The following is a 22,013-nucleotide window of genomic DNA, read 5'->3' as shown; positions in this document are numbered from 1 at the left end:
CTGCCCTGGCCCGCTCCGCTGCTGCCCGGCAACGCCCCTTGGCCGTTGCCGGAAGCCAGCGACGAGGCCAGGCCGTTCGCGCCCCACGTCGTCGGCAGCGCGATGCCTTGCGCGGCTAGCTGCTGCGCCAGGGCCAGGCCCGGCTGCGCGAGCTGCGACGCGGATTGCTGCAGCTGAGCAAGAAGCTGCTGGGCCTGCAGCTGCTGCTGCATAAGCTTCGCCAGCGCTTCCTGCAGCTGAGCCAGCTGCTCCTCGTCCAGCCCGGCTCCGGCACCTTCGCCGTTCGGGCCGCTCTGCAGCTGCGAGGCTAGCTGCCTCAGCGCTTCCTGTGCCTGCTCCGCCTCGGCGGAATGAGCCGGGGCCGATTCGGCCAGTGCCTCCAGCTGTTCAGCCAGCTGCTTGCGCTCCGCCTCGCTCATTTGCTTGACCTGCTCATGCAGCTGCCGCACCGCCTCTTCCAGCTCTTGCGAATCCTGATTGCGGAGCGCTTCTCCAAGCTGCCGAAGCGCTTCCTGCTTCTCCATTCTTTCCGCCCAGTCAGCGGCCTCCTCCAGCTTCTTCTGCTCCGTCTGGGCCAGCTTTTGCGTTTCCTTCAGCGCCTGCTCCAGCTTCTCCAGAGCCTCTATACCGTTAGCGGTCTCTTTAAGACCTGTCTCCAGACGCTCCAGCGTTTGCTCCATCCCTCTTGTGATTTCACTGGATGGATCCGCCTTCTTCCATTCCTCCAACTGCTGCCGGGCCTCTTCCAGCCTGGCCTCGGTCCAGGCCTTCTCCTTGCTCCGGGCCTCGACGACTTCATCCATCGGGTTGGGCAGAAGAAGCAGGGCGGCCAGGACGACAAGAGCCGTCCCATTGGCGATCAGCCACCTTATCTCCCAGCGATAGGGAAGCTTGGAGCGAAGCTGCTTGATATATTCCTCCCCATACCGCAAGGCATCCTCGCGCTGCATGGCGGCAATCGGCGAGTCTTGCTGCTCGAAGGCCAGAGCCGTCGTCATCCGTTCCTCCAAGCCGCCCTGGTCCATAACCTGCGCCGCTTCCTTCAGCTCCGTTCTTCTCCACAATGCATAGGTAACCGAGCCTGTTACCGCCATCCCGATCCAGAACAAACTCCCCCAGCGGTACCCGGCCACTGGAGCCAGCCAACCCGCGACTCCCCACAAACAGGCGGCACACAGACCGATCAGCAGGCCGATCAGCGCCATCCGCACAATATTCTGTTTCCACAACCGGTTGCGAACGGGCCGGATCACATCGTTCAGATCAGGGGTTTTCATGGCGTTTACGCTCCTTTGGCTTATTACTTCTTCTTCAGAATGGGACGCAAGTAGCGGATACTTAGCCATATCGCCAAGACGGTAACGACCGTATAGAACAGGACGAATATTTGCCAAATCTGAAGATCGATGTGGCGCCCGAATACATCCTGGGTAAAATCCCGGTTAAGAATGCTGACCAGCGCTCCCATCGGATTAAGTCCGAGAACGTAGCCGGCGAGGGTACCGCTTGACATAATCGAGTGCAGAAATATAGCGAACAATCCGGTAAAACCCGAAATAAACACGGTAAATCCGTAAGTCATAATAACGGCTACCATCGTTTTCTTGAACAGCGTCGAGAAGAGCACGCCGATCGAGCCGAGCATAATCATCATAAATAGATAGAACATAAATACCGAGATGAGCTGCACGGGAGAAATTCCTCCGTACAAGAACACGATGCTGTAAATCGGAAGCGTCGCAACGATAATGACCACCATAAAGCTTAGCGATGAGAAAAGCTTGCTGAGAATGATCGTGGTCGAGCTTTGCTGGGTCGTAAGCAGTATATTAAGCGTCTGTTTCTCCCGTTCGCCGCTGATGACTCCCGCCGTCAGTCCGGGAACCATGAAACAGATCAGTACCAATTGGGCTCCGCTAATAAAATAAAACAGCTCCTGGCTCCGCCGCGGGTTAAAAGCCGAATAACCGTAATTATTCATGGTCATATACATAAACCCAAGCGCCAACAGCGACATCGCCGCCAAATAAAACAGGACGGCCAGCGGCGATCTTATGGTGCGCATGCGGAGCCTGAACTCTTTCTCCAGCACCGGATTGATCCATCTGCGGCTCCAGTTCATGGCTGCACCCCCTTCGTAATTTCCAGGAAGACATCTTCCAGATTCGTCTGGGCTTCATTGAAGGCAACCACCCGGAAGCCCAGTGCGATCAATTTGGCCAGCAGCTCGGACTGCTCGGCATCCTTCCCGCTGAAATGAAGATGGATGCCTTTCTCGTCGTGAAGCACCATCGAGACGAAGGCCTCGTCTTTAAGCAGATGGACCGCTTCCTCCTCCCTATCCAGCAGTCTCAGATGAAGCACCCGTTTGGCCCGCATCCGGTTCTGGATATCGGCAACCCGGCCTTTGGCAATCAGCCTGCCGTGCTCAATCACTCCGATTTCATCCACCATTTCTGCCAGCTCGGGAAGGATATGAGAGGAAATAATGATCGTTTTTCCCATCTGCTTCAATTCCTTCAGAATTTCCCTCATTTCGATCCGGGCGCGGGGATCCATTCCGGAGGCGGGTTCGTCGAGAATAAGCAGCTCCGGCTCATGTACAAGACAGCGCGCCAGACACAGGCGCTGCTTCATTCCTCTGGATAAGGAATCTACGTAGAAATCGGCTTTATCCGTCAAATTGACCAGCTCCAGCAGCTGGGGAATCATCTTCTGGCGGTCCACTCTCGGAATTCCGTAGCTCGCGCCGTAGAAATCCAGATATTCCGTAGTCTTGAAATGATCATATACCCCGAAGAAATCGGGCATATATCCGATCAGCTTGCGAACTTCCTTCGGATTTCTCGTCACCTCATAGCCCCCGACTCTGGCGGTGCCTGAGGTCGGACTGAGCAAAGTGGCGAGTATGGACATCGTTGTCGATTTTCCGGCGCCATTGGGGCCGACAAAGCCGAAAACCGTTCCTTGAGCAATATCCATGTTCAGCGAGTCCACCGCGGTGAAGCTTCCGTATTGTTTAGTCAGATCACGAATTTCTATCATGGATTCACCGCTCCTTCCACAGCAATGTCCGGGAATTTCAAATCCATTTCCTGATGGAGGACGGCCTTCAATTTAAGCATGTTCGGCTTGACATAATAGTCCGCCAGCCCTGCGGAAATGGTTGTATTCTTATCTATCGGCTCCCATACCTGCTTCGCTTCATTCCATATTTCGTAGACTACACCCGGGTTCTCCATATAAGGCTGGAATGCGGTCAGAGCTTCATAAGTGACGTTCGCCATATCCGGCAGAACGTAATTGAGAATCACTTCTCCCTGGCCTAAATAATAGCGTCCGTTCGGATCTTTGCCGTTCACGCTTACGGCCCCGAAGTCAGGTGTCGGCAGTACGGTGCCCGGAGGCAAATGCACTTTGGAGCCGTTCACGTAGCTCAGAGGAATAGGCTGAACCCATAACGTAACTTCATTCGCGTTGATCCGCTTGCCCCCTACCTGATAGTCCGCCTCTTCCCGGGACTCGGTGAAGCCGAACAAGTAGGGTTTGCCGTCCGAGAGGATCGCCATATTTTTTTGAACATAATCCAATAATAACGAGCGCTTATGCTTGTTCTCGTCTACCCTTCCTCCATAGGGGAACATCATCTGGGCCACGTCATAAGGGGAGAGATACATATTGCCGGTGCTGCTTGCGAGTTGAAAGGAAACCGTTTCGTCTATGCCCAGCTCCCCGAGATTTTGCAATTGGCCGTTCATAAACAAACCGACATGAGTCAATCGCTGGCCCAGACGGTTGGTCAATTCCCCTGTTATTCCGGTCGAATTGGCCTGGGCGGTGTAATCCATTTTCCCTACAGCTTCAAGCTTATCGGTCTGCAGCAGGATTTTACGCACCGACCAATAGGAAACTCCCTGGAAGAGAACATTCGTGTTCTCCGGATTTTTTTCGACAATCATCTCGGAGCTGCCCCGTAAATCCCCATTCCCTAAACCATGAGGCGAAAAAGGGATGACATAAGTGGAGCCGGTCAATTGCATATTGAATTTGCCGCCCTTCGGGATGAAGACCGCTGCCGCTGTTTCTTCCAATCCTTTGCCTGTGCCGTCTAGTTCAACGGTTCTTAACGACTGGGCCATGACCGAGCCCCGCCCGGAGGCTCCCACCCCGTAAATCCCTACACTGAATACGACTGCTACCAATGGGATTGCGAACCAGAGCCATTCTCTTCTGTCCAGCTTGCGAAGGGTGAAGTACAGAATCGGTCCGATAATGATCGCATAAAAAATAATAGCCAGCACCAGAAGACCAATCGAAGGGGGGGCCAAAGAAGGAAAATACTCCAGCGCCTCGTTCATTTCCCAAGAGGTGTACCTGATGTTTCCTATAAACTGACCGCCAACAGACTGCTGCAGCAAATCGGACAAGACTCTCTCCCAAATGTCGGGATTACCATTCCAGGAAGCGAGCGGATTCAGCGACGTATCATACGCCACGTACCAGACCTCTCCTTTGCCCACAGGGGCGGAGGCAAAAAGCGGCAGCCCATTATGAGAATAATGAATAGTGGCATTCGCTCCCTCCTTGACGGCCGCTTTGGACAAGGTAAATGGCTCGGTCAGTGCCAATTCTCTGCCGGAAGCGGCGGCCAACGAGCTTAAATCCGTTACTTGCTCCGTCCCTTCGAATCGGACCGGAGACAGCTCTTCGAAGCGCTGCGCTGTTTTCGGATATCCCGCTCCTCCCGCCAGGAACAGCTTCCCGCCCCGTTGAACCCAGCTAGTGATGGCATCTATTTGCTCCGGTTGGAATTGGTCGGATGCGATATCATTCAGCACAAGCACATCCAAGCTGTCCAACATGAAGGATTCTTGAGGCAAATCACTAACCGGAATCGGGAACGTCCGCAGCTCGTATCCTCGTTGGCTGAGCAAATTCAAGAAATTCATCGTATCGGGGTCCCGGGCAATGATTCCAACCTGAATGGTCGCCGACGAAACGGGACTCGTTTCAAGATAGGCCGGGCCCGACGACCATTCTATAACCTTTCCGCTCTCTGCGGAGTCCTTATAAAACTTGACTTCGCTGTTCCTTTTGTGCCAATTCCCCCCGGGCAGTGACATTATAATTTCTTTCGTGCTTTGCGCGGGCAGGTCGACTTTCTGCACATAGGTGGTATCCTTGTCCCCATTCCCTCCGGCTAAATGAACGGCGAGCTCTCCGCTTACATCTTCGCCTGAATTGGTTATCGTAAATTTAACCGGGAACCAGTGATCTGGTTTGATCTTGCCATCCATTCCAATCTGGATTTGCACTTGAAGCGGTCCGGATTCCGCCGATGCCATTCCCGGCAGAATCATAAGACTGCCAACTATTGACGCTAGGACGATCCATAATACAATATCTCTAATCATTTTGATAGATTTGGTTATAGCCACAAACAAGCCCCTCTCGTTCATTTCTACTCTCGCTTTTTCGACGGCAGCTTTCATCCATTATAGACGATTTTCCGGGGAAAAGGTTTGCCGGTGAGGCCGATATTTTTTATTTATTTTGCGGTGAAGGCGCGGATTTCCTGCGTATGAAGCGCCTGATTCATTTTTTTAATTAACAGAATGGGGCACAAAAAAAGACAGGGACTATAATTATCCATGTCGGAAAAATCATATCAAATAGATTCGGCTCCGGAAGACTGCTTCCGAGGTTCGCCGGAAACGGCATCAATAAGGGGGGCTTGCAACGATGCCGGTTAAGGTATGGAAGCCTTACACGGAGCGCGGCCTGCCCAGTCTTTTCTTAACCAGTCCGACGATAATGACGAACAGCCCGGCCGCCACGGGTATCAGCCAATGAAGCGGCTCATGGTCCAAGTACCGCCCAAGCTTATGATCTTTCAAAATCATTTCGCCTGCGGTATATCCGAGAATCCCCGCTCCCAGGAATACCAGAACGGGATATTTATGGAGCATCTTCATGACCAATGTGCTTCCCCAAATAATAATGGGAATGCTGATTGCAATTCCGATCATGACGATGCCGATCTGTCCGTTCGCCTTGGCGGCTATCGCCAGCACATTATCCAGGCTCATAACGATGTCGGCCATAATAATCGTCGTGATGGCATTGCCCAAGGTGGAGGCTTCTTTCACATGAGAAGCTTCTCCGTCATCCGCCAGCAGCTTAACCGCTATCCACAGCAGCAGCAGGGCTCCGATCGCCTGAAGATAGGCTACCTGCAGAATGGCCAGCGCCACCAGCGTCAAGGCTACCCTCAAGGCTACCGCCCCGAAGGCCCCCCAGCGAACGGCCTTTTTCCTTTGGGCTTCCGGCAGATTTTTGCTGGCAAGAGCGATCACGACCGCATTATCGCCGCTCAGCACAATATTAATCAGCAGAATTTGCACAAATAGAGAGAAGGTTTCCAGCATGTGTTGACCCCCTATTAATTCGGGTTAACCATGGATTCGTCTGTATGACCGCCTGCGGCTGAGAAGAGTTTCCTTCGCTTTCTTGAGCTCATCTAACAAATAGAAGCGCTCTGAACCGGAGCGCTCCTAAAGGAAATATAGCTTTTCTATCGGGAAGAGAACTCTCTGCTCTCTACATTGTACAGTCCTGCTTTTAAAAATATTCGTCCAACTTGTCTTTATCCTGCCAGCTAACGCGCATGGTTTCGACGGATGAGACGGCTTTCTCCATTTCTTCCTCCAGCCACTCCTCCATTTTCCGCTCCGCTTGCTCCACTCGGGACAGCGAAGGATTGGTGGTTGGCGATTTGGGGAGAAAGATTGTACAGCAATCCTCATACGGAAGAATAGAGGTGGAATAGGTGCCGATCTGTTCCGCATGCCGTATAATTTCCAGCTTGTCCATTGTAATCAGGGGACGAAGCAGAGGGAGCTCCGTCGCCCGTCCGATAACATTCAGGCTGGCCAAGGTCTGACTGGCTACCTGGCCCAAATTCTCGCCGGTGACAATGGCTGAGGCGTGCCTGCGCTCCGCAAGCTTGCTGCAAATACGCAGCATAATTCTCCTCATCACGGTAATCAGGATGCTTTCGGGACACTGCTCCTTCAGCTTCGTCTGAATTTCAGTGAAGGAGACCAAATGAAGTGTAAACGGGTTGGCATACTGCGATAATATTCTGCTGAGCTCTATTACCTTCTGCTTAGCCCGCTCACTGGTGTAGGGATAGCTGTGAAAGTGGACCGCTTCAATTTCCAGCCCCCTTCTCATTCCAAGCCAGCCAGCTACCGGGCTGTCTATTCCTCCCGAAAGCATAAGAAGGGCTTTGCCGTTGCTTCCCAGCGGGTATCCCCGGTTTCCCTCGATCACGGTTGTAAAAACGTAAGCATGCCGGTCCCGGATCTCGACTCTGACGTCCATCTCCGGTGAGTGAACATCCACCTTAAGCCCTTCTACCGATTGCAGCACATATCCGCCAACTTCCCTTCCCACCTCCTGGGAATCATACGGGAACCGTTTATTCGCTCTGCGGACGGTAACTTTAAAAGTGGACGGACGCGGATCGGACGCTTCGATCAGCCGCACCGCCGACTCTTGTATCGCCTTGAGATCGAGCTCCGTTATCCAGGCGGGACTATAATTGGCGATTCCGAACACTTTGTCCAGTCCTTCCGCCACTTTAGAGAACGCTGTCCCGTTTAAGACCAGATACAGCCGTCCGTGTTCTTCCTGAATGGTCACGTCCGGATAAGGAATCATTGCGTTCCGTATTTGATCGTTGACGGAGCGGATAAACCGATGCCGGTTTCTGCCCTTCAGCATTAATTCACCGAAGCGCACAATCACTACATCCGGAGGCGTCTTCCAATCCGTCCCGGCCTCCTGCTGCCTGTTCTGTTCCATCTTGCCGCTCATCCTTTCATCCTTGCATTCGTTCCGTTAAAACGCTGAATCGTTCTTTCCAACAGATCAGCGAACCTCTCAAGATCTTCGCTCGTCTCGTTCGCAGAGAAGCTGACCCTGAGTCCGCTGGCCGCCCGTTCTTCATCCATACCCATAGCCAACAGAACCCGGCTTGGTTTAGTTTCTCCCGAGGAGCAGGCCGAACGGGTCGAAATATAGACTTCTTCTTCCTCCAGCGCATGCACTACCACTTCGGCTTTCATGCCCGGATAAGTAAAATGTACGATATGCGGAGCCATTCCGTCGCCGTTCTCCGAACCGGTTAGAAACAGCCCCGGAATTTTCCGTATTCTCTCTGCCAGCCCTTCACGCATCCGGTAAAGCCGGCGGCTATTATTCGCCTGCTTATCTACCGCCAGACGGACGGCCTTGGCCATTCCAACCAGCAGCGGGACGTTCTCCGTGCCCGAGCGCAATCCCCGTTCCTGGCCTCCTCCGTCCAATTGTGGCTCAAGGATTAACCCGTCACGGATATAGAGTAAGCCTGCGCCTTTGGGCCCTTCTATCTTGTGAGCGGAAATACTGATCAAATCCGCTCCTAACCGGGCTGGGCTAACCGGCAGCTTGCCGACGCTCTGGACGGCATCGACGTGATACACAATTTTAGGATAACCGGCCAGCAGCTTGCCTGCTTGCTCCACAGGCTGGATTCTACCCGTTTCATTATTGACATGCATGAGGCTGACCAGAATGGTTTCTTCCGTAATGGCCTCCTTCAGTTGCTCTATCCGGATGGCGCCGCTGGAATCCACAGGCAAATAGGTGACGCGGAAGCCTTCCCTCTCCAGCCGGCGGAACGATTCGTAAACGGACGAATGCTCAACCGCCGATGTGATCAGATGGTTTCCCCTGCTCCGATAGGCTCTGGCTGTACCTTTGACCGCCAAGTTATTGCTCTCCGTGCCCCCCGAGGTGAAACAGATTTCCTCCGGCCGGCATTCGATCGCCTCCGCGATGACTTCCTTCGCCCTGTTCAACAGCCGCTCCGCCTCCATACCGATCCGGTGAATAGAGGAGGGGTTGCCGTAATGTCTCTCCATTACTTTAACGATCGATTCCGTAACTTCCTTACTCATTGGTGTAGTGGCGCAATAATCCAAATAAAGCATGTTTCGCGCTCCTTTTGTCCTTGATTTAGAGGGGGCGGTGTAAATAATGGAAAAGGAAGAAAAGACCGTCTTGCGATCTTTTCTTCCGTTAATGATCAGACCTTATAAGTTTCCTTCAGATCCAGAACTTTCGTTATATAATTTCGCGTTTCGGCAGGCAGTCGGTCGAAATGAGCCCGCAAATCGCGTTCGGTTGCTATTCCCAATCGGTCTACCCTTCCGGGACCGGCATTATATGCCGCCAAAGCTACAGCTTCCTGCCCGTTATATTTAGCCAATAAGGCAGCCAAATAACGGGTGCCTCCGTTAATGTTCTGCTCCGGGTCCATGGAATCCGCAACCCCGAGAGCCTTCGCCGTACCGTCCATGAGCTGCATCAATCCTTTGGCCCCGGCATGCGATTGAGCGGTCGGATTAAACGAGGATTCCGCATGGATCACCGCTTTGATCAAAGCTGCATCCACACCGTATTTCAGCGCCGCTTCATGAATTAACGGATCGTAAGTGGTCGGTTTGCTTAAGGAAGGATGAGGAACGGCTTGTCCGACAAGCCCTGAGCCGCTGCTCTTGGGCGCGGGATCGGGTTCCGTGACCGTTTCCAGCCCGACAATCTCCTCGAGAAGCCCTGCGAAAGTGGATGCGGGTCTGCCTACAGCATAAGGACTAACGGATGAAAAAATATTCGTCTGTTCGTATAACTGCAGCTGCAGCATTTGCTGCACAGTGCGCGGATCGATCTTCATTGACATATAACCAGCCTTCTTTCCCTTCTCCGAGCATACTTCCTTTATTGTACACTTTTTCCCGGCGAGCATCCACTATTAAATGCAGGCATATTAAACGATTTATAACCAAAGCTTATGGGTCTCTAAATTTGGGCTGATAGGTAATGCACCTATAGGAGGGCTAATGACATATGTTACCAATAGGTTATCAGGGGATTAGTTTAGCGCTGTTTTGCGAATGGCCAAGGGAGTGAATTCATTGCTTTTAATTATTATTGCTTTTTCCATTGCTTTCTTCTTCGCTGCCAATATCGGAGCTAGCGGAACCGCCGCCGCCATGGGCTCCGTATACGGCAGCGGAGCTCTGAACAGCCGCAGGCTGGCCGTCATTCTGGCGGCTGTCTTTGCCGTTGCCGGAGCCATTCTTGGCGGCGGGGAGGTTGTCACCACGATCAGTAAGGGCATCATTTCCTCCTCATCGATAACGGTGCAGGTTACCGTAATCATCCTGCTCTCTGCCTGTACTACGCTTTTTATTGCTAACCGGATGGGCATCCCTCTGTCTACAAGTGAAGTGACCGTCGGCAGCATCGTCGGGGCCGGCCTGGCCGGCAGCGGGGTTTACTGGCAGAAGGTGCTTTTTATCGTCTCTACCTGGCTGGTCATACCTTTTCTTGCTTTTGCTATCGCTTTTGTGATCGGCCGTTTACTTTCCGGTAAGGAGGATATGTGGAGGCGGAGATGGCCTAGACTCATCCCCAGACTGCTTACTATTCTGCTCATTATCGCAGGCTGCTACGAAGCTTTCTCCGCGGGAATGAACAATGTGGCGAATGCCATTGGCCCGCTGATCGGGGCAGGGGTTATTGATACGACTTCGGGAATTTGGATCGGTTCCTTGTTCCTGGCCGCCGGGGCTATTACGATGGGCGGTAAGGTGTTGGAAACTAACGGCAAGAAAATTACGAAGATGACTCTTCTTCAAGGCAGCATTGTATCCTTTACGAGCGGCTCTCTCATCATCGGCGCATCCGTATTGGGGATACCGGCTCCGCTGACGCAAGCGACGACCATGGCGATTATCGGTGTCGGCACCGAGAAGGCCGGCTGGCATCTTTTCCGGAAACCGGTCATCAAAAAAATATTTGCCGTCTGGTTTTTCTCCCCCATTTCTTCGTTATTAATGACTCTTGCGCTCATGCAGTGGCTTCTTTACCAGTCACCCGCTTTAATCATTTGCGTATTGGCCTCCGTCCTCTTCGCGGCTTATTATAAATTTTTTCAAAAAGTTTGGTGATTGGTTATAGCTTGAAAAAGCAAAAAACTCAGGCATAGCTTGAAGCTTGCCTGAGTTTTCTGCCGCTTGCCCGTTGTCTACCCGATTATTAATAATAGGGACCCAAAAACAAAGCGACGAACAAACTTGCCAAACCAAGAACGATTGACCATGCCCCCATGGTACGGTTTCCCTGTAAAAATGTTATAAATCCCAGAACAGCTGCGGCAGGACCCAGAACGGTCGGCAGGAAGAATAAAGAGACGATGGCCGCGATCAAAGCAACCCAGCCCAGGACACGGGTCGTTTCCAGTTCATTACCGACTTGACCCGCATCGTCTTCCGTTTTAACCGGGGCCGCCGGAAAAGGGGCTACCTCGGAAGCAAATTCCGCATCATCATCCAAGCCTTGACGGCGGCGTTCCTCGTCCTTTCGGTTCCAATCCGGCTTGTTTGCTTTGTTGGACTTCTTTTTACTCACTTCATGCGTCACCTCTTTTCCGTTATTTCTTGGGCTTGAAGGTGTGACAGCACGTTTCGCGACTTTTGTGGGCTGCATCCTTATGATCGCTGTCGAAGGATTCCCCTGCAAATTCTTCATTGAATTTGGCATTCGCATGTTTGTCCACTTCAATCATGATGAGATCCGCAACGCAATTATTGCCTTCGGACCAGTAGCTGCAGTTAGCTACGCTGCATTTTACATCCGGCATCGTCTTCACCTCCCACCTTCATTCTTCCCTTTCGCGAATCCCGGCATTCTTTCCAAAACCTACTCATCGACATTGGACAACCCATGGTTTTCATTCAATTTAAGTAAAAATTTGATCGGTGAAAGTAAAAATAAGCAACGAAAAGAAAACGCTTTTATAGGATAATACGGTGTAGAATCTAATCTGAAATGGAGGATTATAATGATATCCAGGAACAAACTTATCTTTTATCCCGCACGAATTTGGTTAATGGCTGCACTCGTTCTCCTCTTGGCTTGCTCAGGCATTGGAAATCGGGCTTTGGCTGCCGATCTTCAAGTAAACAACTTTAGTTTCGAACAAGGTCTGGCAGGCTGGACCAAAATTATGGACAAGGATAATGGAAATGATAACAGCTTAAAAGGAAGCGATATACTGGTTACGTCGGAACAAGCCAGTCACGGCGAATTCAGTGTCCGCATTTACGATGCCAAAAAATCAAGAAGCTTCGGGTTGGAAAGCGAGAAAATTTCGATAGAAGCGGGGGCTGTCTATATTGTATTCGCGGATGTCCTGGTCGAAAGCGGAAAAGCGGATTTAATCATTCGTTATTATAACCAGCATGGTGAATTGCTGGAGGAAGCCAATACAACCGTCGAGCCAACCGATACCTGGAAGACCGTTCAAGTAAGCAGGACGGCTCCCGAAGAAGCCTCCTACGCCACGATTCTTCTTAACTCCGATAAGAAAAACGAAGGAACGGCTTACTGGGATCATGTGCGGTTTACAAAAGATTATACCAATCTCGGAGTGCAGGTCGGCACTTCGGCCCCTCTCGGATCTACTTTCGGAATAGGGGAAAATCAGAATAAAATTTACTCGGTTGTGACAGGCAACGCGAATGATCGGCCCATCATGCAAATCATTGACGCGGATAATGAAAGGGTCATAGACGCGATTACTTTGCCGAGTGCCGGCGTCAACCCGACCGGAGTCTGGGCCGCAACAACCTCAACGGATGGAATGATCTATCTAGGTGCGTATCAGAATGGCAGAATGTATAAATATGTACCGGGTGAGACGACGATAACCGATCTCGGAACGCCTCTGCCGAATGAGGCATTTGTTTGGGACCTTACTCCAGGCAAGGACGGTAAGGTATACGGAGGTACATTCGACCGCGCAGGATTCTTTGAATATGATCCGGTTAAAGGCTTCACCCGGATTGGGAACATGCCAATCTATGAGCCGCCCGGAGAGGATTACAAATACCTCAGGGCATTGGTCCATGATCCTGGAAACAATGTTTCTTACCTTGCCGTCGGTTCAAACGCGTCCGTTGTCCATTATGATCATGAAACCGGGAATATGACGGACATATTGCCGGCTCGGTATAAAACAACCCCCTTGGCAGGTGCTGTCGACTATGAAGGAGAACGTGTATTCGTTTCACTGGGAGGTTATATCGTTGTATTGGACGTCACGGTTGATTCGAACGGAACCGTTACTGCTACAGAGGATGCGGCGATCGCCAGCACGACTCCGCGGGTATCGCCGGAACGGAATGGAAGCGTATACTTGATACAAAGAAGCGGCCTTGCCCGTTATGATATTTCCTCCCGAGAAGTGACGCCTGTCGGTCATGCGGTTCCCGGACGTGTTCAGCGCTTCGGTTGGGTTAAGCTGCAGGATCAGGAGAATTACCCCGGGGAAACGTTAGTAGCGATTGCTTCTACAAACAATGAGACTTATCTTATGAAATTTAACCCTCAGAATGAGAATTTCCGCATGGTTCGTGTTGAAAATACTCCGCGTATACCCGGGGCAATCAACAGCATCGGACAAGGGCCGGACGGAAATATTTATACAAGCGCATTTTTATATGGCGGTCTGGGGGTATATGAACCCTTTAACGGCGACTCCAATGACCGGCAGCCGGAGCATGTTTATGCACCGATCGAGCAAATAGATCGTATGTGGTCATATAATGACAAACTATACTTAGGGGTTTACCCGGGCGGAAAGTTATATGAATATGATCCCAAGCTGCCATGGAACCCCGGTGTCAATCCGAAGCTATTGATCCACACTGCCCCATACGATCAGGATCGTCCGAAAGCCATCGCTTACGGGAATAATAAAGTGTTCATGGGCACGGTTGGCGAAACCGGGCAGAGAGAAGGGGCTTTATCCGTTTATGATTACGAAACAGGAACAGTCACTGTCCATAAGAACATCGTTCAGGAGCAGAGTATTATAGCACTTGCTTACTATGACGGATTGTTGTACGGCGGTTCATCTATTCGGGTAGGATATTCAAGCACGCCGTCGCAGGAAGAAGCGAAGCTGTTCGTGTATGACCCTGAAACACAAACCAAGACGGCCGAATACAGTTTACCTGCGGCTTACGACGGCAAGAAGCTGACCTCGATTACGGAATTAAAAGTGATTGACGATAAAATATGGGGATTTGCCGAAGGCTACCTGTTCGTATTCAATCCGGAAAATCGCACATTTGAATACTTCGACGAAAAATTCCCCGACGTCCGTTATCCCGGAGGAACATATCGGGATGCCGATCTGGTGGCGATAGACAAGGATCCGAATTATGTATACGGTACGATTGGCAGCAAATATTTGTTTAAAATTAACAAAGAGGATAAAGAAATAACTATCTTAAGATCGGACGGAGCCGACTTTCTGACGAATGATTCGCTTGGAAATCTGTATTTTAAACATAACGATACGGAACTGTGGCGGTATTCCTTCTAATTTTCCAAACACAATTAACGGGACACTTCTAAACCGAAGGCGTCCCGTTTTTTGTTATAATGGAATGGGAAAATAATGAATGGAATGGATGGGTGTTGTACATGATCTCAACATTATTGTATGAGGATTCTTTGACCCATAAGCTTTACGGGAAGAGCCGGCTTCCGATATTTATTATGGAGAAATTCATGAAGAGGGATTACCCGCTCCACCATCATAATTTCGCAGAATTAAGTCTCGTCATTGATGGAACCGGCGTGGAGATATTGAATGGAAAGCCGCACCGCTTTAAACGCGGAACCGTATCGTTTCTGCTGCCGCATCATATTCATGAAGTTCAACTGCATCAGCCTATTGTACATAAATACAATTGCATGTTCGATATCCAGCTTTTGCTTACAAACAGGTCGAGCGATATCCTCGTCAATTTCTTGCTAAAGACCGGGACAATCCTTCCCTCTCACTACGATTTGGATGAAGAACAGACTGCCTTCATGGAACAGATTTTTAAATCGATGGAGGTAGAATACAATAGCGAAAAATTCGGCAAAGATGCCGTTCTGCATTCCAAGCTGCTTGAAGCTTTCGTTTTTTTGTTCCGAACCATCCATCCGGAAGAAGCCAATATTTCACTGTCAACCGATTCGCAGCGGAATGTACTTGATTTGCTTTATTATTTGCATCTTCATTTTCACAATGATCTTACACTGCATGGGCTAGCCAAACAGTTTAATTGGAACGCCTCCTACATCAGCCGCCTTTTTAAGCAGCATGTCGGCCAGAGCTTCATTGACTATCTCCACTTCTTAAGAGTTGAAAGAGCGGCATCTCTTCTGGCATCAACATCAATGAGCATCCTGGACATCGCTCTGGAAGTAGGCTTCAATAGTTCGCAAACGCTTTCAAGGGTGTTTAAGAAGTTTAAAGGCGTCTCGCCGAAAGAATTCCGGGAAGCGCATCTGAATACTGTATCCAAAATGAGATGACTGTCAAAGTAAAAAAACCAAATTTCCCCTCCCTCCTGCCCGTAATTTGCAAATGCTGCTCCGCATAATTCGCTATCACAAATCGAAATCTAACAAGAGGAGGCTTATAACGGGCTTCCGAAATAAACCGCCAAGAGCGGTTACCTTTTACCCTAAAGGAGGTGCAGGAAAATTTGGGAAAACGCATAGCGTTGTTATGTTTGCTTACTTCATTGACTCTTGTCCCGGCCGGATGCCTGAACCGTCCCCCCGAGCAGATGTCGGGTGAGCAGGAGCTTGAACACAAACATAAGCTTGTCGCTCAGGACGTGCAAATTACCGAGCAATTATGCCGGACTCAATGTGCCTCCATTCTTAAGCAAACAGCCAATGAATTGAAAGCCAGTGATCCGGATGCGATTGTGAACCGGCTTCATTCGCTGCATGCCAGTCATCCTCACATGACCCGCTTGCTTTGGTCCCCTAATGACCAGCCGCTGGAGCAAGCCAAGACCGCAGGACAAATCGATGCCGCTGCGGAACAGACGCTGCAGCCGAAATTGAACGAAGCGAAGGAAGCCGCCAAGGCGGGCCGTTCTTACGAATCGGAAGCGATCAAAGTGGGGGCACATACGTATTTCGTTCTCGGAGTTCCCGTGAATGAAAATTCGTCACTCGTTGCCGCAGTACGTCAAGATATTTTAAATGATGTAGATGCCAAGCAGCGGCAAAATTTACGCACTATCCCTTACCCTGCGGAAGGAAACTGGAAGATTGAATCGGTTGAGGCAGGAACGCTTAAGGACAAAAAAATCGATCACCCTGAAGAAAATGGGCGATCCAGCCACTACAACGTCAACGAAATCGTGGTCAAGTTCAAGAAGCCTCCGACCGATACTCAATTAAACCAGATCAAGCAGGAAATTCACGCTCCTGCAGATGCCCAGAAGCTTGGAAACACCTATGTGTTTCAATCCGGGTCGATGGATGCGAAGCAGCTGCTGAGCTATTTTGAAAAGTGGGATGTCGAATATGCCGAACCCCATTTCTTGTATCTAACTAACGAAGATACTGTGCGTGTACCGACAGAGCCCGCTCCCGGAGTCGTTCCTAACGATGCTTTGTACACGAAGTATCAGTGGAATTTCCCGATCATTGCCACGGACCGCGCCTGGGAGCTGGACCGCGGGAACAGAGAGGTCATTGTCGGGGTTGTCGATACAGGCGTGGACTTGAATCATCCCGACCTTAAGGACAGGCTTCTGAAAGGCTGGAACGTGATCGCCCAGAACAATTCTCCGGCGGATGACGTCGGTCATGGCACTCATGTCGCCGGGGTGGTGGCTGCCGCAACGAACAACAATCTCGGGGTAGCCGGAATGACCTGGTATAATCCGGTGCTGCCCGTCAAGGTGCTGGATCATACGGGAGCCGGCAGCACCTATGCGGTCGCTCAAGGAATTATTTGGGCAACCGATAACGGGGCGAAAGTCATCAATCTGAGCTTGGGGAACTATGCCGACGCCAATTTCCTTCATGATGCGGTTCGTTATGCCTTCGAAAGAGACGTCGTGCTAATTGCCGCAAGCGGAAATGATAATACGGAGCAGCCGGGATATCCTGCCGCTTACCCCGAAGTCTTCGCCGTTGCCGCTACGGATGCGGATAAGAAAAAGGCCCCCTTCTCCAACTACGGGGATTATATCGATGTAGCTGCGCCGGGCGTAAGCATAGCCAGCACCTATATGAACAACCAGTATGCGGCATTATCCGGCACATCCATGGCCAGCCCTCACGTGGCCGCCCTGGCCGGTTTGATCCGCTCCGTCAATCCGCTGCTCAAAAATACGGAAGTAATGGATATTATGCGGAAATCGGCCGATGATCTGGGAACGCCCGGGAAGGATAAATATTTCGGTTACGGGCAGATCAATGTCAACCGGGCTTTGCAGATGGCCGCCCGTGGAAGAGAGTCGGCAGCCAATTGGGATGAATGGCTGCAGCGTGACATAGATCGGTTGGAATCCCGTTACGGGCTGAAGGAATAGCTTATAGTTTTTTAAGTAAAGCATATAGAAAAACCCGCCCCCAAGGGCGGGTTAATGCATTGATTAGATTATGTGGAAAGTTTGCCATAAGCCGGGTTCTGTACTTCCAGTGGTCCGAACGGGATCAGACCCTCCCACCATTGAAGTGACAATCATCTATCTAGGCCGTACATTACTGCACGACTCATGCGACCAACCCGAACGCACCTCGGGCTAAGGCTGTAAGACGAATCTTACGGCGTTCCTCTTAGGTCTTGCTCCGGATGGGGTTTACCAGGAAATAAGTCGCCATATTTCCTCGTGGTCTCTTACACCACGGTTCCACCCTTGCCTGTGCTATTCGATATGGAATAGATCCAGCATCTTATAGCCATCGGCGGTCCATTTCTGTGGCACTATCCTTCAGCTCGCGCTGACTGGACGTTATCCAGCATCCTGCCCTATGGAGCCCGGACTTTCCTCCCGCTGCGTCACCGCAGCCGGCGATTGTCTGTCAAACTTCCCAATCTATAAAATTATACAATGGTTCATGTTCAATTACAACCGCCAAAAGCTGGCACCATCAATTACAGGAATCGGAAAACCTCCGTATTGATTTGCGAAGTTGTTACTTCCGTATCATAACGGCCATCCGCCAGCGCCTTGGTTAAATAAGCGGCCACCCCGGCCTTCATGATCTTCTCGGAATTATGCCCGGGATCGATAATACATAGCCCGGCGGCTAAGGCATCCTGTGCCGAATGATAATCCACGTCTCCCGTGATGAGCACATCGGCGCCGGCGAATAACGCAGAACCGATATACCGGCTGCCCGATCCTCCTAATACGGCTGCCTTATTCAGCATTGTCCCGGGCTCGCCGACAATTCTAACGGCCGGAACGTCGAATGCCTTCTTGACCTGCTCGGCCAGTTCAGCCAAACTTATCGACTGAGGCAAGCGGCCCACCCGGCCCAGACCAAGCTTTCGGCCGGAAAGATCCAGCGGATAAAGGTCGTACGCAGGCTCCTCGTAAGGATGGGCTTTGAGCATGGCTTGAATGACCTTACCCTGAAGGCTTTCCGGCACAATCGTTTCGATCCGGATTTCCAGAACCTCCTCGAACTTCCCGGTTGCACCTATATAGGGATTAGTCCCTTCACCTGGCTTGAACGTTCCGACTCCCGACAGATTGAAGCTGCAATGGCTGTAATCGCCAATTGCTCCCGCCCCGTTATCAAGCATCGCCATCAGCACTCGCTCATGATGATCTTGCGGAACGAAAACGACCAATTTCTTCAGCTTCTCCGTAAAAACGGTGTCCAAAGGCTTGGTATTCTCAAGCTTCAGGGCATCCGCCATCATATCATTGATGCCTCCATCCGCTACATCCAGGTTGGTATGCGCGATATAAACCGCAATGTCATGCTTGATAAGCTTGGCATATACACGGCCCGCAGGAGTATCCGTCTGCAAATGCTTGAGAGGCCGGAAAATAATCGCATGGTGGGCGATGATCAGATCCACTTGCTCGGAAATCGCCTCGTCCACGACCTCCTCGACCACATCCAGAGTCACCATCACTTTCCTGATTTCTTTGTTCAGGGTACCCAATTGTAGCCCGATCCGGTCATCCGGAACCGCATAATGCCTCGGAGCGAGCTTCTCCATTAGCTGGATAACCGTTTGGCCTTTTGCAAACATTGCAATACCTCCTTAATTCGGTCAATCCTCTTATTTATTTGCTCCTGCTTGGCTTCCGATGCTTCCAGCCGGGAGTTGGCCAATTGATCGGAAACTTTGACCAGCTTGTCGATTTCCCGTTCCCATTTGGCAACGAATACGGGAGACACCTCTTGGACCAAATAAGGTCCCATGCTTATCAAATCGGCTCGTTCCAGCATGATTCCCTCCGTGCCTTCCACAGGCCGGACGCAATAAAGCGCCTGATTAGCCTCTTCCGCTTCCTCCGACCGGATCGCCGCCATGATTTCGTAGATTTTGCCGTCTTCTTCCATAATGTGCTCCTGCTCCAGGAACCATCCGTTATCCAGCAGCCACTGGCGAACCGCTTCTTCTCCTACATTGGGCTGCAGAATAAGCCTTCGAATGGAAGGAAGGGCTGCAATCCCTTCGCCTAGAATACGCGCGATCAGATGCCCTCCCATGCCGGCTATGACCGCCACATCCGCTTCCCCGTCCTTCAACACGGACAGTCCGTCCCCGTTACGCACATCAATCTGGCGCGACAGGCCGGCTTCACGGACTTGCTTGGCGGCAGCGGCATAAGGTCCGGGATTCAGTTCACCGGCTATAGCAGATTCTATCGTCCCCTGCTGCACCAAGTAAACCGGCAGTAAGGCATGGTCGGAGCCGATATCGGCCAGACGGCTTCCTTGCGGAACCAATAATGCAATTTGCTTCAATCTTTTTGATATAGTTATCATTCTAAACAATCCAATCGGTCCATTTTTTTCTGAACATATATAAAATGATTGCTGCTGCGGCCCATTTGCCCAGCCAGAGAAGCTGCAATGCCTCTTTAGGAAAATCACTGTTCACATAACCGTAAACCTCGGGGATGAACCAAATCAGGGCTCCAACCGCCAATAATACCGAAGCGGCCGATCGATGATGCCTGTGCAGCAGCCATCCAACCCATATTAGCAAAATTCCGCCAGGAATCCATGCCATCTCCAGCTCTATCCAATCCGGATGAAGCAGGTAGCGATTTAGCATGGATGCATATATGACCAGAAGCAGAATCCATCCGGCGAAATGAAACAAGGGCAGCCTGGCTGACAGGCCCGCTACCATCCAGATGACTGCACAGGCTGCGGCATAGGCAGACAGTACTGTCTCCGCAGCACCCGCGCTGCCTAACAGATTCACCCCTCCTGCCAAAAGCAGCAAGGAAGCAGCCCCCATGCAAATGCAGGAAAGAACCGGAAGCCGGTTCCGCAAACGTATCCCAAAGCCGTAGCATACAATAACGAAAAAGGAAACGGCGGCTATTTGCAATGGGAGGGGAAAAGAGTTAAAATTAAAAGCAATCAAACAAATTATCCCAACAGTTCCAAAAAATGATAACCAACTGCGAAGGCTTCCTTTACGAATAGCGGCCGGAGACAGCCCATGCCAGCCCCGATCATTCCTGTCCTCCGGATCGTCTTGATACAGATTGAGCAGGAAATCGCAGTACTGCTCGGGAAGCAACCGGCTGCTGCGCCATTCCCTAATTTCCCGGATAATCAGCTTTCTTCTCTCCGGTTCCAAACCGTTCACCTCATTCCAACGGGATGAGACAAGCCGGGAGCCTGTCATACAGTGCTCAGCTTCAACCCGTTTATCCGAAAAAAATTGGCCTTACTGCAAGCAGAAAGGCCAAACGGAATTATTCTAGAAAATCCTTTAACCGTTTGGAACGGCTAGGGTGACGAAGCTTGCGCAGAGCTTTCGCTTCGATCTGCCGGATTCTTTCCCGGGTGACTCCGAAGACTTTACCCACTTCCTCCAAAGTCCGGGTACGGCCGTCATCCAGTCCGAACCGAAGCCGGAGTACATTCTCTTCCCGCTCGGTCAATGTATCCAGCACATCCTCCAGCTGTTCCTTAAGCAGCTCGTAGGCTGCCGCGTCTGCCGGAGCCAGCGCTTCCTGATCCTCTATAAAATCTCCAAGATGAGAATCATCTTCCTCACCGATTGGGGTTTCCAAAGAAACCGGTTCTTGGGCAATTTTCATAATTTCACGCACTTTATCCGTGCTTAAATCCATTTCCTTGGCGATTTCTTCCGGCGTAGGCTCTCTTCCCAATTCCTGCAGCAGCTGACGGGAGACACGAATTAACTTGTTAATGGTCTCCACCATATGAACAGGAATACGAATCGTTCTCGCCTGATCGGCAATAGCCCTTGTTATCGCTTGACGAATCCACCATGTAGCGTAAGTGCTGAATTTAAAGCCCTTCGTAAAATCAAACTTCTCGACCGCTTTAATTAAGCCCATATTCCCTTCCTGAATCAAATCAAGGAACAGCATTCCGCGACCTACATATCGTTTGGCAATGCTGACCACCAGCCTCAGGTTGGCTTCGGCCAGTCTGCGCTTCGCTTCTTCGTCCCCATTCTCTATTCTCTTGGCAAGGTCGACTTCATCTTCTGCAGATAAAAGCGGAACGCGGCCAATTTCTTTCAAGTACATACGGACCGGATCATTAATTTTAATTCCCGGGGGCAGAGATAAATCGTCGTCGAAATTAAACTCGTCGTGCTCCTGCTCATCATCTCCGATAGGAAGAACATCTTCTTCCGAATCGTTGCCGACATCGATTCCAAGCTCGGACAATTGTTCGAAAAATTCATCGATCTGCTCCGGATCCTGATCGAACGGGGCCAATTTCTCCATAATATCTTTATAAGTAAGTGTGGATCGTTTTTTACCCAATTCGATTAATTGATCCTTAACCTGTTCCAAAGTCAATTCTGTTTCCAGCTCCGTATGATGTTCGTTCGCCATAAT

General features: G+C 50.9%; 18 protein-coding genes and 1 other RNA gene. 4 read left to right on the top strand and 15 right to left on the bottom strand.

From position 1 onward, the window contains the following. From ACFQ03_RS15735 to ACFQ03_RS15700, 8 genes are all read right to left on the bottom strand, one after another. Positions 1 to 1,277, bottom strand: a 1,277-nt coding sequence (locus tag ACFQ03_RS15735; protein WP_379289304.1) for a hypothetical protein, incomplete at its 3' end; no start/stop codon positions are given. A gap of 23 nt (positions 1,278 to 1,300) precedes the next feature. Continuing rightward, entirely contained in the window at positions 1,301 to 2,122 is an 822-nt protein-coding gene (locus ACFQ03_RS15730) for an ABC transporter permease (RefSeq protein ID WP_144934179.1), read from the bottom strand. Beyond that, a complete protein-coding gene (locus tag ACFQ03_RS15725) occupies positions 2,119 to 3,045 on the bottom strand; it encodes an ABC transporter ATP-binding protein (RefSeq protein WP_379289302.1) in 927 nt (308 codons plus the stop codon). The genes ACFQ03_RS15730 and ACFQ03_RS15725 overlap by 4 nt, the downstream gene beginning before the upstream one ends. Then, positions 3,042 to 5,438, bottom strand: a complete 2,397-nt coding sequence (locus ACFQ03_RS15720) for a DUF7408 domain-containing protein (protein ID WP_379289300.1) — start codon at positions 5,436 to 5,438, stop codon at positions 3,042 to 3,044. The genes ACFQ03_RS15725 and ACFQ03_RS15720 overlap by 4 nt, the downstream gene beginning before the upstream one ends. A 327-nt stretch (positions 5,439 to 5,765) precedes the next feature. Then, complete coding sequence (locus ACFQ03_RS15715; protein ID WP_150960020.1) at positions 5,766 to 6,428, bottom strand: TerC family protein; 663 nt, start codon at positions 6,426 to 6,428, stop codon at positions 5,766 to 5,768. A gap of 193 nt (positions 6,429 to 6,621) precedes the next feature. Further along, positions 6,622 to 7,881 carry a tRNA uracil 4-sulfurtransferase ThiI gene (gene thiI, locus ACFQ03_RS15710; protein WP_225312716.1) on the bottom strand — a complete coding sequence of 420 codons (1,260 nt, stop codon included), beginning with the start codon at positions 7,879 to 7,881 and terminating at the stop codon, positions 6,622 to 6,624. Continuing rightward, positions 7,878 to 9,038: a cysteine desulfurase family protein gene (locus ACFQ03_RS15705; protein ID WP_150960021.1), complete on the bottom strand. Its 1,161-nt coding sequence runs from the start codon at positions 9,036 to 9,038 to the stop codon at positions 7,878 to 7,880. The genes thiI and ACFQ03_RS15705 overlap by 4 nt, the downstream gene beginning before the upstream one ends. Before the next feature lie 95 nt (positions 9,039 to 9,133). Then, positions 9,134 to 9,787, bottom strand: coding sequence for a lytic transglycosylase domain-containing protein (locus ACFQ03_RS15700; protein ID WP_379289297.1), 654 nt, complete (start codon positions 9,785 to 9,787; stop codon positions 9,134 to 9,136). A gap of 235 nt (positions 9,788 to 10,022) precedes the next feature. On the opposite strand from ACFQ03_RS15700, the gene ACFQ03_RS15695 reads away from it, so the two are divergent. Then, positions 10,023 to 11,060, top strand: a complete 1,038-nt coding sequence (locus ACFQ03_RS15695) for an inorganic phosphate transporter (RefSeq protein WP_191964366.1) — start codon at positions 10,023 to 10,025, stop codon at positions 11,058 to 11,060. Between the two features lie 88 nt (positions 11,061 to 11,148). Here ACFQ03_RS15695 and ACFQ03_RS15690 read toward each other — a convergent pair whose 3' ends face one another. Continuing rightward, positions 11,149 to 11,520 (bottom strand): hypothetical protein, encoded by a 372-nt coding sequence (locus ACFQ03_RS15690; protein WP_379289295.1) that lies wholly within the window; start codon positions 11,518 to 11,520, stop codon positions 11,149 to 11,151. 22 nt (positions 11,521 to 11,542) lie between these two features. Continuing rightward, positions 11,543 to 11,752 carry a DUF1540 domain-containing protein gene (locus ACFQ03_RS15685; RefSeq protein WP_144934161.1) on the bottom strand — a complete coding sequence of 70 codons (210 nt, stop codon included), beginning with the start codon at positions 11,750 to 11,752 and terminating at the stop codon, positions 11,543 to 11,545. A gap of 201 nt (positions 11,753 to 11,953) precedes the next feature. Between ACFQ03_RS15685 and ACFQ03_RS15680 the strand changes: the two genes are divergently transcribed. The 3 genes from ACFQ03_RS15680 to ACFQ03_RS15670 all read left to right on the top strand — a co-directional run bounded on the left by ACFQ03_RS15680 (position 11,954) and on the right by ACFQ03_RS15670 (position 17,516). Beyond that, positions 11,954 to 14,503, top strand: coding sequence for a carbohydrate binding domain-containing protein (locus ACFQ03_RS15680; RefSeq protein WP_379289293.1), 2,550 nt, complete (start codon positions 11,954 to 11,956; stop codon positions 14,501 to 14,503). A 101-nt stretch (positions 14,504 to 14,604) separates the two neighbouring features. Next, the gene (locus tag ACFQ03_RS15675) at positions 14,605 to 15,489 is read left to right on the top strand and encodes an AraC family transcriptional regulator (protein WP_186328259.1); all 885 of its coding nucleotides are present in this window, start codon (positions 14,605 to 14,607) and stop codon (positions 15,487 to 15,489) included. Positions 15,490 to 15,662: 173 nt separating this feature from the next. Beyond that, on the top strand, positions 15,663 to 17,516 hold the full coding sequence (locus ACFQ03_RS15670) for a S8 family peptidase (protein WP_379289291.1): 1,854 nt from the start codon (positions 15,663 to 15,665) through the stop codon (positions 17,514 to 17,516). Positions 17,517 to 17,588: 72 nt separating this feature from the next. Here ACFQ03_RS15670 and rnpB read toward each other — a convergent pair. From rnpB to rpoD, 5 genes are all read right to left on the bottom strand, one after another. Beyond that, an RNA gene (gene rnpB / locus ACFQ03_RS15665) (RNase P RNA component class A) lies at positions 17,589 to 18,018 on the bottom strand. 64 nt (positions 18,019 to 18,082) lie between these two features. Further along, positions 18,083 to 19,198, bottom strand: a complete 1,116-nt coding sequence (locus ACFQ03_RS15660; RefSeq protein WP_379289289.1) for a Nif3-like dinuclear metal center hexameric protein — start codon at positions 19,196 to 19,198, stop codon at positions 18,083 to 18,085. Next, complete coding sequence (locus ACFQ03_RS15655; RefSeq protein WP_144934153.1) at positions 19,165 to 19,941, bottom strand: tRNA (adenine(22)-N(1))-methyltransferase; 777 nt, start codon at positions 19,939 to 19,941, stop codon at positions 19,165 to 19,167. Before ACFQ03_RS15655 ends, ACFQ03_RS15660 begins: the two co-directional genes overlap by 34 nt. A 1-nt stretch (position 19,942) precedes the next feature. Next, complete coding sequence (locus ACFQ03_RS15650) at positions 19,943 to 20,818, bottom strand: hypothetical protein (RefSeq protein WP_379289286.1); 876 nt, start codon at positions 20,816 to 20,818, stop codon at positions 19,943 to 19,945. Positions 20,819 to 20,888: 70 nt separating this feature from the next. Then, positions 20,889 to 22,010: an RNA polymerase sigma factor RpoD gene (gene rpoD / locus ACFQ03_RS15645; protein WP_144934149.1), complete on the bottom strand. Its 1,122-nt coding sequence runs from the start codon at positions 22,008 to 22,010 to the stop codon at positions 20,889 to 20,891. Positions 22,011 to 22,013 lie beyond the last annotated feature (3 nt).

Source organism: Paenibacillus residui, from assembly GCF_042677205.1.
GTDB classification, from domain to species: domain Bacteria; phylum Bacillota; class Bacilli; order Paenibacillales; family NBRC-103111; genus Paenibacillus_L; species Paenibacillus_L residui.
This window is presented reverse-complemented; position numbering and strand designations above follow the sequence as displayed.